The sequence below is a fragment of the Erwinia mallotivora genome (genome assembly GCF_000590885.1).
Lineage (GTDB): Bacteria > Pseudomonadota > Gammaproteobacteria > Enterobacterales > Enterobacteriaceae > Erwinia > Erwinia mallotivora.
In genome coordinates, this window is sequence record NZ_JFHN01000063.1 from 20,348 (window position 1) to 33,759 (window position 13,412).

Below are 13,412 nucleotides of genomic sequence, written 5' to 3' on the forward strand. Positions count from 1 at the left end.
GTCAGTAAAAATGGCCGCTTTCAACAGGCTCAGCGCTGATAGAAAGTCGGGCGTTCCGCCGTGGTGATAGTGACTGTTTCGCCCGTTTCCTGCGCTTTCAGGCAGGCATCGGCAGCAACGGATGCAGCAAAGCCATCCCAGGCTGAAGGGCCATGCAGCTGACCGGCTTTGACATCATTAATAAAGTGCTGTAGCTCCGTGTCATAGGCTTTGATAAAGCGATCTTTCCAGTCGGTAAGTATTGAGGTGGAGAGTTTTGCCGCAGAGCGCAGCTGTACCGATGACGGCTCAGGCAGGCTGGCAATACCGCTTTCTCCCACCACCTGGCACTGGATGTCGTAGCCGTAACCACAGTTAACAAAGATCTCCACATCGATAAGCGTGCCTTTCTCCGTTTCCAGCATCACAATCTGCGGGTCTTTCAGTCGGGCATGGGTGGCAGAAGTCGAGCGTGGGAAACGGACCTGTACCGAACGGTAATCGTCATTGAGCAGCCAGCGCAGCACATCCAGTTCATGGATTAACGTATTGGTGATGGCCATATCCGTGGTGTAATTTTCGCCGACTTCAGGATTACGGTGCGCGCAGTGCAGCATCAGAGGCGCACCGATTTCACCGCTGTCGATCACTTTCTTCAACGCCTGATAGCCTTCATCGTAAGGGCGCATAAAACCGACCTGTACCAGGCGGCGTCCCGCTTTCATTTCTGCATCCACGATGCGCCGACACCCTTCCGCAGTCACTGCCAGCGGCTTCTCACAAAAGACCGGTTTGCCTGCCGCAATAGCAGCCAGCACGTACTCTTCATGCGTCGGGTCCCAGGAGGTCACCAGCACCGCATCCACATCACCGGACTGAATCAGCTCATAAGCGTCAGAATAAGATTCTGCGTTAATACCGGCCAGGGCAATCGCCGCACGGACGCTGTCAACGTTGATATCGGACACCGCCACCACCCTCGCCCCCTGCAACACCTGCGTACAGCGACGAATATGTTCTTTACCGATAGCACCAGCGCCAATGACACCAAGTTTTAAGGTCATTTTCTTTCTCCTGCGATTTTGTAGGGTTCAGGGTAGTTATTGGATTAGTAATCTCGCGCCTGAGCGCGTTTTTCATTGATCTGCTGAGCAACCTGACGAATGCGTTCCGAGAGGGCCGTTTGAGCGACACCAACATTCCACCAGCTGCCGTATTTGTGCACCATGGTCTTCGGCAACACCTTAATATCAATCAGCGTGCTGCCTGTTTCGCCTCGGGCGGCTTCCAGCGCCTGATGCAGTTGTTCCATACTGGTGACCCGCCAGGTTTTACAGCCATAACCGGCGGCGATGGCCGCAAAATCCACCGGCACCAGCCCGCCCTGTAACTGCCCACTCTGGGGAGAGCGATAGCGAAACTCAGTGCCAAAGCTGTTCATACCGTGTTCCATTTGCAGATTGTTAATACAGCCATTGGTCATGTTGTCGAACAGCACAATATTGATTTTTGCCCCTTCCTGAAGGGAGGTGACCAGTTCGGAATGCAGCATCATGAACGAGCCGTCACCCACCAGCGCATAGACTTCGTTTTGCGGCTGTGCCAGCTTCACGCCCAGCGCGGCGCTGACTTCATACCCCATACAGGAATAGCCGTATTCAACGTGATAGCTGTTGGCCGAGCGATTACGCCAGACGCGTTGCAGATCGCCCGGCAGGCTTCCGGCCGCCGCGACGATCACCGCATCCTCTGGCAGACGTTCATTTAACACCCCCAGCACGCTGCTCTGCGTCAGCGTCGAGTCGGTGATTTGACGGAATTCGCGGTAAACAGCATCACGATCGATATGATCGTCAATTTCGGGCACGAAACTGCTTTCCTGCCAGACAGCCTGATAGACCCGCTGCGTCTCCTTTAACTGACTGCTTCGCGCAATATCAACGCGGTCGCCCCAGTGTGCATGCCAGGACTCTTTCGCCAGTGCGCTGTCCAGCGCGTTCAGCGCCTCACGCGCATCGGCCAGCAGAGGAATGCCATCCAGCTTCCAGGCGTCAAAGTTACTGACGTTGATATTCAGAAAGCGCACCGAGGGATGCTGGAAGATCCATTTTGATGAGGTGGTGAAATCACTGAACCGGGTGCCGATGCCAATCACCAGATCCGCCTCTTTAGCCAGCAGATTGGCGGCCAGACACCCTGTCTCACCGACGCCGCCTGCATTCAGCGGATGAGAGGAGATAACCGTCCCCTTACCTGCCTGCGTTTCCGCAAAGGGAATACCGTAACGGCTGGCAAAATGCGTCAGCGCCTCACCGGCACCGGAGTACTTCACGCCGCCGCCACAGACGATAAGCGGTCTTTGACTGGATTTAATGACGGCGAGCGCCCCGGCCAGTTGCTCGGCACTGGCAGGACGACGATCCAGCAGATGGACACGGCGGGCGAAAAAGGATTCCGGATAGTCCCATGCTTCTCCCTGCACGTCCTGAGGCAGACAGAGCGTCACCGCACCGGTTTCGGCCGGATCGGTCAGCACCCGCATGGCATTGAGGCAGGCGCTCATTAACTGTTCCGGGCGGCTGATACGGTCCCAGTATTTACTGACCGGGCGGAAAGCGTCATTGGTACTGATACTGAGATCCTGGCTCTGCTCAATTTGTTGCAGCACCGGGTCAGGCTGACGGGTGGCAAAGACATCCCCCGGCAGTAACAGCAGCGGGATGCGATTGGCGGTAGCGGTGGCGGCAGCGGTGATCATATTGGCAGCGCCGGGACCAATCGAGGAGGTGCAGGCGATAATCTGACGTCGCAGCGACTGCTTAGCAAAGCCGGTTGCCGCATGTGCCATCCCCTGCTCGTTACGCCCCTGGAATACCCGAAGTTCGCCACAGTCCTGTTCCAGCGCCTGCCCCAGCCCCAGCACATTGCCATGCCCGAAAATGGCAAAAATGCCTTTTACAAACTTCAGCTCTTCACCATCAGACTTAACATACTGATTATCCAGAAATTTAATCAGCGCCTGCGCCATTGTCAGTCTCAGCTTGCTCATAGATTTCCCTTTTTACGGTCGGTAACCGGCTGCAAATTAGCCTGATTGATTGAGGGCTGCGCTTCTGTTTGACGCAGAGAAGGGTTAACGCCCCCTGTAATGTTTTTGGATTATAGGCAAACAATTTTTTCATTAAACAAAAATACAGAAGAAACATTTCATTTTGCGAGGAGGATCAAACTCTGATGCCATTTTGCCGTCCAGGACGACACGGATTGTGCGAGCAATACCGGATAAGCAGAAGAAGAGAAAAAAATAACCTATTAAAATTCAGGTATAAAGAGTTCAGGTCATGGCTTGCTGCCCTCCGGGTACAGACAGTAACCTTCATTTTCTCCCTCACCGGCCTGCGGCGTCAGGAGTGATAACGCCTTCACATTTTTGAATGTTTAATTTCAACTTTATTTGCAAATGAAATATTTATTTCTCAAACTAAAGTGGTTCGTTTACCCTAAGGCTGTTTCCGGCGGCGATCCGTTCCGGCAGGCAGCCATGCAAAAGGAAACCCCAGCGATGAATGCAGAAGTAAAGCGGCTTGACGTCATTTGTATTGGCCGGGTGGCCGTCGACCTCTATGCACAACAGATTGGCGCAAGACTGGAGAACGTCAGCAGTTTTTCAAAATATCTGGGTGGCTCGTCAGGTAATGTCGCCTGGGGCACCGCGAAACAGGGGCTGAAATCCGCCATGCTGGCGCGGGTCGGTGATGAGCACAATGGCCGTTTTTTGCGTGAAACGCTCAGTCAGGCAGGTGTGGATACGGAATTTTTGTTAACGGATGAAACGCGGCTGACCGCACTGGTGATGCTAGGTATTAAAGACCAGGAAACCTTTCCGCTGATTTTTTACCGCGATAATTGTGCCGATATGGCGCTGACGCCCGACGATATTAATGAAGACTATATTGCCTCCTCACGCGCGCTGGCGATTACCGGCACCCATCTGTCCCATGCCAGTACGCGGGCGGCGGTGTTGAAAGCGCTGAAGTATGCACGACGCCACGGTTTACGTACGGCACTGGATATCGATTACCGTCCGGTATTGTGGGGCCTGACCACTCCGGGCGATGGTGAAACCCGTTTTGTTGAATCCGACGCGGTGACCCGCCAGTTGCAGGAGGTGTTACACCTGTTTGACCTGGTGGTCGGCACCGAAGAGGAATTTCATATTGCCGGCGGCAGCACCGATACCCTGACCGCACTGAAAAACGTCCGCCGCGCCACCCGCGCCACGCTGGTGTGTAAATGTGGTCCGACAGGTTGCGTGGTACTGGAAGGGGAAATTCCCACCAGCTGGGACAACATCCCGCTGCATCAGGGCGTGCGGGTAGAGGTGTTAAACGTACTGGGGGCGGGTGATGCCTTTATGTCAGGACTGCTGCGCGGCTGGCTGAATGATGAAGGCTGGGAGCAGGCTTGCCGCTATGCCAATGCCTGTGGCGCACTGGTCGTCTCTCGCCACGGCTGCGCGCCAGCCATGCCGACGCGCAGAGAGCTCGACGACTATCTTAAGCGAGCGGACTCCGTGCCGCGCCCCGATTTGGATCAACGGCTTAATCACCTCCATCGCGTCACCAGTCGCACACAGCAGTGGCCTGAACTGTGCATCTTTGCTTTTGACCATCGCAAACAGCTGTCCGATATCGCGCGGGAAGCCGGTTGCGACGAAGCGCGCATTCCTGAGCTTAAACTGTTGCTGCTGAAGGCTGCCCAGGCAGCAGCACAGGAGGCCGGGCTGGAGAAGCGCAGCGGTATTCTGGCCGATGATACCTTTGGCCAGCGCGCCCTCAATGCCATTACCGGCCAGGGCTGGTGGATTGGCCGTCCCATTGAGCTACCCGGTTCGCGCCCGCTCAGGCTGGAGCATGGCAATATTGGTTCCCAACTCATTCGCTGGCCGCTTGATCACGTCGTCAAATGTCTGGTTTTTTATCATCCTCAGGACCCGGCATCGCTGCGCGCTGAACAGGATGAACTGCTGCTGGAAGTGTGGAAAGCCTGCAACCAGTCGGGCCATGAACTGCTGCTGGAAATCATTCAGCCAGATGACGGTCCGCTTAAGGCAGAACACCACTATTACGAGATGATCGAGCACTTTTATCATCTCGGTATTAAAGCGGACTGGTGGAAACTGCCGCCGCTTTCCAGTGCAGGCTGGCAGCAGGTGAGCACGCTGATTGAACGTGAAGACCCGGATTGTCGTGGCATTCTGATCCTTGGGCTGGATGCACCGGCAGATGAACTGCGGGCGGGTTTTGCCGCTGCCGCCGGACATCCGTTAATCAAAGGGTTCGCCGTGGGCCGGACAATATTTGGTCAGCCTTCACGCCGCTGGATGCAGAGCGAGCTGAGTGATGAGCAGCTGATTGCAGAAGTGAAACACAACTACCTGAATCTTATTAGCTACTGGCGCGAAGCGCGTGGGTGATGCCGATGATGCCCGCTATTCTCCACAGGGAGGATGCGGGCTGTTTATGTGATCTTTATTGAAATAACCCGCTTATTTCGCAGCAAAAAATGAAAAATTCGCTTCATTTGGTACACTGGGCACTTCACTCTTTTAATTTTCAGAGCGCACACATGGCTAATAATCCCACCCAACTGACCATTCTTCAGGACCAAATCAGGCAGCGCTATGACACCCTGAGCAAGCGACTGAAGCAGGTGGCGCGCTATATTCTCGATAACAGTAACAGCGTCGCCTTCGACACGCTTGCCTCCATTGCTCAGCAGGCAGATGTTCCTCCGTCCACACTGATCCGTTTTGCCAATGCCTTTGGCTTTGGCGGGTTCAACGAAATGAAACAGATGTTTAAACAGCATCTGATGGAAGAGACGGCTAACTATACCGAACGGGCGCGCCTGTTTCGCCAGACGTCCACTGAAGAGTCGTCAGCGCCGGAAACCCCCACTGAAATCCTCAATATGTTTACGATGGTAAACACCCAGGCTTTGCAGCAACTGGCTGTGCAGACCGCCGCAGGCGATCTGGAACAGGCCGTTTCGCTGCTGGAGGGCGCGGACAATATTTACGTTATTGGTCTGCGACGCTCCTTCAGCGTGGCGTCTTATCTGACCTACGCGCTGCGCCATCTCGACAGGAAAGCATTTCTGATTGACGGTCTGGGCGGCATGTTCACCGAGCAGCTCAGCATGGTGGGGCCAAAGGATGTGGTGGTGGCGATCAGTTTTTCTCCCTACTCACGCGAGGTGGTGGAGTTAGTCGAACTGGGCGCCCAGCGCAAGGCACGGCTGATTGCCATCAGCGACAGCCAGGTCAGCCCGCTGGCGGCGTTCAGCGATGTCTGCTTCGTGGTGCGTGAAGCCCAGGTGGATGGCTTCCGTTCTCAGGTTGCGTCGCTGTGCCTGACCCAGACGCTGGCCGTCTCTCTGGCGCTGAACCGCTCGGAATAAGCACAAAGCCATCAGGCGTGAAGGGTTCACTTCGGCAGTTTATCTGCCACATAAAGCAGAATCCCGACGCACAAAGCGTTCGGGATTCCGTGGAGTTTACCGGCGGTAGTTGGGGTAGATCACCGCACTTTGCAGCCATCCGGCCAGTCAGTCACGCCGTGGGTAGTCATCGCTGTTTATCCACGCATGGTCATCTTCCCAGCTGAACAGCCATTTCCGCTCCGGCCCGGCCATGACATTCAGGTAATAACTGTCATAACCCGCCAGCGTCGCCACCGGATGATAGCCTCGCGGCACCATCACCACATCCTGGTCAGAAGGTGCCATACAGGCATCCAGGCTGCGGTCATCCGTATACACCCTTTGCATAGCAAAGCCCTGTGGCGGATCAAAACGGTGATAGTAGGTCTCCTCCAGCTGCGTTTCTTTGCCGGGCTGGGGAGTATCATGCTTATGAGAAGGCCATGAACTGGTCGCCCCTTCATCGGTGTAGACTTCCACCACCAGCAGGCAGTCTGCCTGCGCGCTGTCTGGCAGAATGTTATGCACCAGACGCTGATTACGTCCTTTCCCCCGGTGTTCAACACCCACATCCTGTGGGCGAATCACTCTGGCGGGCAGCGTTCCCTGCCCCGGCGCGCTACAGACCGCCAGTTCAAGAGAGGAATCCGCTGTGACTTCAACGCGGTCATGGGCAGGAACATAGACCGACCAGGGCGGCGTTCGCTCAAACGGTGACATACGCTGTCCCAGCCCGGGGAAGTCATCTTTGGCAGTTTTAACCGATGCCAGCCCGGCCACCAGCACCAGGCACAGCTCCCTGTCGCCGCACGCCAGCGATATTTTCTCTCCTTTAGCCAGCTTCCAGACATCAAAGCCGATATAGCGCCAGCCTGCACTTTGCGGCGTAATGGACTGGATATGCCCTTCTTTCTTACTTCTGGACAGCAGTGACACGGCAGCCTCCTTTATGCTTAGCCCAACGTCGGCATACTGAATTCAGAAACGGTATGCTGTCCCTGCGGCCAGCGGACGGTAGCGGTCTTCATTCGGGTATAAAAGCGGACGCCATCCGGGCCATGTACGTTCAGCGCGCCAAACACCGAGCGTTTCCAGCCGCCGAAACTGTGGAATGCCATAGGCACAGGAACCGGGACATTAACGCCGACCATCCCCGCCTGCACATCATGAACAAATTCGCGGGCGGTATGGCCGTTGCTGGTAAACACCGCACTCCCGTTGCCAAACTCGTGGCTGTTAACCAGCTTCAGCGCGCTGGCATAATCCGCAGTGCGCATAATGCCCAGTACCGGGCCAAAAATCTCCTCACGCCAGATGGTCATCTCAGGGGTGACGTGGTCAAACAGCGTACCGCCAACGTAGTAACCTGCTTCATAGCCAGGCAGGCGCAACTGACGGCCATCCACCACCAGCTTAGCGCCTTCCTCCACGCCTTTATCGATGTAGCCAATCACCTTCTTCTGATGCGTTCCGGAAACCACCGGCCCCATTTCATTCTCTTCACTGCCGCGCAGACAGCCCGGCCCCACTTTCAACGCCTCAACTAACGGCTTGAGGCGGGCAATCAGCTTGTCAGCTGTCTCATCACCGACCGCCACCACCACCGGCAGCGCCATGCAGCGCTCCCCGGCTGAACCAAAGGCACCGCCCATGATGGCGTTGACCGTGGCGTCGAGGTCCGCATCAGGCATCACAATCGCATGGTTTTTTGCTGCGCCGAACGCCTGTACCCGCTTGCCGTGGGCGCTGGCGGTTTTATAAATATGCTCGGCCACGCCGGAAGAACCGACAAAACTCACCGCCGCAATGCGGGGATCGGTATAAAGTTGCTCAGCGTCTTCGTTACTGCAATGGATCACGTTAAACACCCCATCAGGTAAGCCTGCCTCTTTCAGCAGTTCCGCCAGCCGTACCGATGCGGTGGGGGCAAACGCTGGCGGTTTCAGCACAAAACTGTTCCCGCAGGCCAGCGCCACCGGGAACATCCACATCGGCACCATCGCCGGGAAGTTAAATGGCGTAATCCCTGCCACCACGCCCAGCGGCTGCATCAGCGAATAGCTGTCAACGCCGGTGCCGACGTCTGAAGAGTATTCACCTTTAATCAGGTGGGGAATGCCGCAGGCGAACTCCACCACTTCCATTCCGCGCGTCAGTTCACCAATCGCATCCGTCCAGACTTTGCCGTGTTCAGTGACAATAATCTCTGCCAGTTCATCGACGTGCTGTTCCAGTAACATCTTAAAATTAAACAGGATACGCGCGCGGCGTAAGGGTGTGGTCCGTGACCACGCATCAAAGGCCGTATGAGCAACCTCAATTGCGTCCGAGACTTCCTGCGCTGTTGACTGAGTCAGTTCACGAATAGCTTTGCCAGTGGCCGGATCGTATACCGGCACCGTTTCCTGACTGCTACTGATATGGTTTTTTCCGCCAATAAAATTACCCGTGGTATTCATACTTGCGCCTCATTTAAGCAGAGAGTGGATTAGCACCCGGCTGTATCTGTGTTTGCGAGATGTCATAACGGTAGTTAAATGAAAAATTTATTTCAATAAATAATAAAATGGAAATTTGAATTGGTGAGGCGGCTCGCATTTTTATGCCATTCATTACCGGATGATCTGGCAATTAAAGTGTTATCCAGACTACTTCCTTATCCTGAAAGCTGAAATAATCGTTGCCACCAGGCAAGATTTTGCGAACATCATCAAAGAAATTTATTTTCATTTGAGTATAAAATGAAATAAATTTCCCAACAATCCGACAGGGCAACCTGTCATTTCAGGTTCAGGAGAGTCGCATGACCATCGCCGCAGAACGTTTCTGTATCAACCGGAAGATTGCTCCCTCGCTCAGCATTGAAGCGTTCTTCAAACTGGTAAACCGCGCAGGATTGCACAAAGTCGAGCTGCGCAATGACATGCCCGGTGGCAGCGTTACGGACTCCCTGACTCACCAACAGGTGCGTGAGCTGGCCTCTCAGTACCAGATTGACATTGTTACCATTAATGCGGTCTATCCCTTTAATCAGCGCAGTCATGAGGTGCGCCAGCTGACCGAACATCTGTTGAACGAAGCCAGAGAAACAGGAGCAAAAGCCCTCGTGCTCTGCCCACTGAATGACGGCACGCCGGTTTCAGCCACCGAGACGCTGAACGCCCTGCGCGACCTCGCCCCGCTGTTCGCCTCATATGGCATCGCGGGGTTGGTTGAGCCGCTGGGCTTCCCGCAAAGCTCCCTGCGCTCCGCCTTAGAGGCCCGTCATCTTATCCACGATGCGGGAGTCCCTTTTAAACTGCTAATCGACACCTTTCATCACCATCTCTGGCCTCAGGCCGACAGCGAATTCGCCCGGCTTGATGTAGCCGACATCGGGCTGGTACACCTTTCCGGCGTGGAAGACCCACAGCCACGCGAAAAACTGACGGATGACCACCGTGTGATGATCACCCCGGCCGATCGCCTTCACTCCTGCCAGCAGGTGAGAAATCTGGAAGCCAGAGGCTACCGGGGTATCTATGCGTTTGAGCCGTTCGCGCCAGAGCTTGCCGAATGGGATGAGTCAAAAATTCTGCAAGAAATTCAGCAGAGTATAGAACTGATTCAGCAAAGCTGCTGAGCCGGAGCAGACCGTTGTTGATGCAGCCGAACGCCTGAACAACGGATAAATCCGCCGATCGTAACTGACAGGCTCGCTCATTGTGCCTTGTTCACTCCCCTGGCCTTACCGCCTCCTGAGCCGACTCAGGGGGTTTTTCCGGGTAATAATCAGCGCTCAATCACACAACCACACAGGTGGCTTTCCGAAAAGCGCTTTCCTCGCTACAGTAAACTCATCCGACCACTTACCCGCAGGTTACTATGGCTGCTTCTCTGTTCTCCCCGCTGGATCTGGGCTTTACCTGGTTGAAAAACCGCGTACTGATGGGGTCAATGCATACCGGGCTTGAAGAGCATCCCGACGGGCCACAGCGCCTGGCGGCATTTTATGCCGAGCGGGCCACAGCGGGCGTGGCGCTGATTGTGACCGGGGGGATTGCCCCCTCTCCGGAAGGGGTGGTGATGGCGGGCGCGTCGGTGCTTAACCACCCGGACCAGTTGCCACATCATCGGGTGATAGTCGATGCCGTTCACCAGGCCGGGGGGAAAATTGCGCTGCAAATTTTACATGCGGGCCGCTACAGCTACCAGCCAACCCTGGTGGCCCCGTCGCCACTTCAGGCACCGATCAATCCCTTTCAGCCCCGGGAGCTGGGCCACGACGAGATTCTGGCACTGATTGCGGATTTCGCCCGCTGCGCCCGTCTGGCACAGGCAGCAGGTTATGACGGGGTGGAAATCATGGCTTCTGAGGGCTATCTGATTAACCAGTTTCTGGCGGCCAGAACGAATCAGCGCAGCGATGGCTGGGGCGGCGACGAAAGGTGCAGAATGCGTTTCGCGGTGGAGATTGTGCAGGCCGTTCGGGCGGCGGTGGGGGCCGAATTTATTATTATCTTTCGCCTGTCGATGCTGGATCTGGTCGAACAGGGCAACACCCTGCCGCAGACGCTGCGACTGGCTCAGGCTGTTGAACTGGCCGGGGCCACGCTGATTAATACCGGCATTGGCTGGCACGAAGCGCGGATCCCCACTATTGCCACCTCAGTACCGCGCGGCGCTTTCGGCTGGGTGACCCGGCATCTCCGCCAGCATCTGAGCCTGCCGCTGATCGCCACCAATCGCATTAACCATCCGCAGGTAGCTCAGGCCCTGCTGGATGAAGGTTGTGCTGATATGGTTTCGATGGCCCGACCTTTTCTGGCCGACGCACAGTTTGTTGAAAAAGCCCGCGCGGGACGCAGCGATGAGATCAACACCTGTATTGGCTGTAATCAGGCCTGTCTGGACCAGATTTTTGCCGGCAGGATCACCTCCTGCCTGGTTAATCCTCGCGCCTGCCATGAAACCGAATTGCCACAACAGCACACCCCGCAACCAAAACGGCTGGCGGTGGTGGGGGCTGGCCCGGCCGGACTGGCATTTGCCGTCAACGCCGCAGGACGAGGGCATCAGGTGAGCCTGTTTGAGCAGGCCGCAGAGATCGGCGGCCAGTTCAATGTCGCCCGCCAGATCCCCGGCAAAGAAGAGTTCCGCGAAACGCTGCGCTACTATCGCAGGCAGCTGGAGATTAACGGCGTGGCGCTGCATCTGAACCACCGGGTGGTGGCGTCTGAGCTGGTGGACTTTGATGAAATCATCCTCGCCAGCGGCGTGACGGCGCGGATACCGCAGATCGCCGGGATTGACCATCCCAGCGTGCTCAGCTACCTGGAGGTGTTACGCGATAAAAAACCGGTGGGCCAACGCGTGGCGATTATCGGCGCAGGAGGTATTGGTTTTGATACCGCGGAGTATCTCAGCCAGCATGGCGAGTCCGCCAGTCTGAATATTGCCGCCTTCTGTCGCGAATGGGGAATTGATCAAACTCTGCAACAGCCGGGTGGACTGTGCACCCCGGTTAGTCCCGTGCCAGCGCGGCAGATCTGGCTGCTGCAACGCAAACCGGGTAAACCCGGTGCTGCTCTGGGCAAAACCACCGGCTGGATCCACCGCAGCAGTCTGCACATGCGTCAGGTCAGGCTCTGGGGCGGCGTGGAATATCTCCAGATTGATGACCAGGGATTACATATTCGCTATGAGGGTAAAACCCAGCTGCTGGCGGTAGATAACGTGGTGATTTGTGCCGGACAGGAACCAAACCGACAGCTGGCAGACACCTTAATGCCGCTGGGCAAAATCGTGCACATTATCGGCGGCGCGGACGTAGCGGAAGAACTGGATGCCCGCCGGGCGATAGTCCAGGCCACGCGGCTGGCTTTAAATATCTGACTGTTTTACTCAATGGAGATATCAATCCAGAACCAACTTAAGCAAATGATAAGCACGCCTGCTTTTAATATTTTTTATCTGTGTCAAAATATCATTTCATTTCAGCACTCATTAAAGCGAACCCTCATGCCTTTATGTATTAATTCCTGCTGGTCGGGCTCGACCACCAGCATCGACTCCCGGGTCGAAATATCATCAGAAAAAAACGATTCAGCTAAGAATTTTCTGTCTGCTGATGGCTATGAGATATCCAGCACTAAAATTAAAAATCAGGAAATAAAACCGTTTGCTTCTGCATTAAGCCCCAGAAAAAAAATGTCCGACAGTGACTACCGCCTGTATAAAACAGTAATGGATAATGTAAGATTTTCTGAAAAAAAGGTCCGATTTGCCGAACCTCTGTCCAGCGAGAATAAATATCCTGACAAGGGCACCACTGATTATTTAAAATCAAAACCTGCCTGCGCCGGGGCAATGTTCGAGGATGATGCAGACTATGTGAGTCACGATGAGTTAAAACACTTTCTTCAGCAGCGCTCAGAACAGCTAAAAATATCAGATAATTCAATACACCCAAACATCCCTGCCTCTGCTTTACTCAACACATCAGCGCAGAGCCTGCGGCCGTTTGACAGCACAATATCCAATCATTACGACAGCCCGAATAACAAACCTATATCAATTACCTACGATATTGTTGTAAAAAAACCAATACCAATTACCTATGATATTCTTGTAAAAAAACCAGTAGCTGTAGAGGATAATTTCGCAATAAAAAATAACATTGAAACTTGATTTAGTCCGAAAATAAAATTTCAAATACTATCACCGACACGTTAACAATAAGGTTAAAAATAATAAACTGACTGATACATTCCGTTAATTTATTTTCTTTAGCCCCGGCTAAACGGAGTATTCCACGCACGCTATGATAGCGATAAAATATCTGATAAAAACAGCTTAAAGCCAGTCAGATATTCAGTATCCTCATTTAAGAATCTGAATTTCACTGTTACCTGTTTGCAGGCCTGACGCTCTGTTTACGTTATAGTTTGCGTTCAGCCGGGATAACCTTA

9 protein-coding genes are annotated in these 13,412 nt (G+C 54.5%); 5 read left to right on the forward strand and 4 right to left on the reverse strand.

All coding sequences use genetic code 11. From position 1 onward, the window contains the following. Positions 1 to 29: 29 nt before the first annotated feature. Complete coding sequence (gene iolG, locus BG55_RS16395) at positions 30 to 1,043, reverse strand: bifunctional inositol 2-dehydrogenase/D-chiro-inositol 1-dehydrogenase (RefSeq protein ID WP_034939755.1); 1,014 nt, start codon at positions 1,041 to 1,043, stop codon at positions 30 to 32. A 44-nt stretch (positions 1,044 to 1,087) separates the two neighbouring features. Next, the gene (gene iolD / locus BG55_RS16400) at positions 1,088 to 3,028 is read right to left on the reverse strand and encodes a 3D-(3,5/4)-trihydroxycyclohexane-1,2-dione acylhydrolase (decyclizing) (RefSeq protein ID WP_034939756.1); all 1,941 of its coding nucleotides are present in this window, start codon (positions 3,026 to 3,028) and stop codon (positions 1,088 to 1,090) included. Positions 3,029 to 3,541: 513 nt separating this feature from the next. On the opposite strand from iolD, the gene BG55_RS16405 reads away from it, so the two are divergent. Both BG55_RS16405 and BG55_RS16410 read left to right on the forward strand, forming a co-directional pair. Continuing rightward, entirely contained in the window at positions 3,542 to 5,455 is a 1,914-nt protein-coding gene (locus BG55_RS16405; RefSeq protein ID WP_034939757.1) for a bifunctional 5-dehydro-2-deoxygluconokinase/5-dehydro-2-deoxyphosphogluconate aldolase, read from the forward strand. A gap of 152 nt (positions 5,456 to 5,607) precedes the next feature. Continuing rightward, the gene (locus BG55_RS16410) at positions 5,608 to 6,441 is read left to right on the forward strand and encodes a MurR/RpiR family transcriptional regulator (RefSeq protein ID WP_034940016.1); all 834 of its coding nucleotides are present in this window, start codon (positions 5,608 to 5,610) and stop codon (positions 6,439 to 6,441) included. Between the two features lie 147 nt (positions 6,442 to 6,588). Here BG55_RS16410 and iolB read toward each other — a convergent pair whose 3' ends face one another. Both iolB and BG55_RS16420 read right to left on the reverse strand, forming a co-directional pair. After that, positions 6,589 to 7,398: a 5-deoxy-glucuronate isomerase gene (gene iolB, locus BG55_RS16415; RefSeq protein WP_034939759.1), complete on the reverse strand. Its 810-nt coding sequence runs from the start codon at positions 7,396 to 7,398 to the stop codon at positions 6,589 to 6,591. Positions 7,399 to 7,415: 17 nt separating this feature from the next. Further along, positions 7,416 to 8,921 (reverse strand): CoA-acylating methylmalonate-semialdehyde dehydrogenase, encoded by a 1,506-nt coding sequence (locus tag BG55_RS16420; RefSeq protein ID WP_034939760.1) that lies wholly within the window; start codon positions 8,919 to 8,921, stop codon positions 7,416 to 7,418. Positions 8,922 to 9,265: 344 nt separating this feature from the next. Between BG55_RS16420 and BG55_RS16425 the strand changes: the two genes are divergently transcribed. The 3 genes from BG55_RS16425 to BG55_RS16435 all read left to right on the forward strand — a co-directional run bounded on the left by BG55_RS16425 (position 9,266) and on the right by BG55_RS16435 (position 13,131). Beyond that, positions 9,266 to 10,084: a TIM barrel protein gene (locus BG55_RS16425; RefSeq protein ID WP_034939762.1), complete on the forward strand. Its 819-nt coding sequence runs from the start codon at positions 9,266 to 9,268 to the stop codon at positions 10,082 to 10,084. Between the two features lie 242 nt (positions 10,085 to 10,326). Further along, on the forward strand, positions 10,327 to 12,336 hold the full coding sequence (locus BG55_RS16430; protein ID WP_034939763.1) for an NADPH-dependent 2,4-dienoyl-CoA reductase: 2,010 nt from the start codon (positions 10,327 to 10,329) through the stop codon (positions 12,334 to 12,336). A 126-nt stretch (positions 12,337 to 12,462) separates the two neighbouring features. After that, a complete protein-coding gene (locus BG55_RS16435) occupies positions 12,463 to 13,131 on the forward strand; it encodes a hypothetical protein (RefSeq protein WP_160170872.1) in 669 nt (222 codons plus the stop codon). Positions 13,132 to 13,412 lie beyond the last annotated feature (281 nt).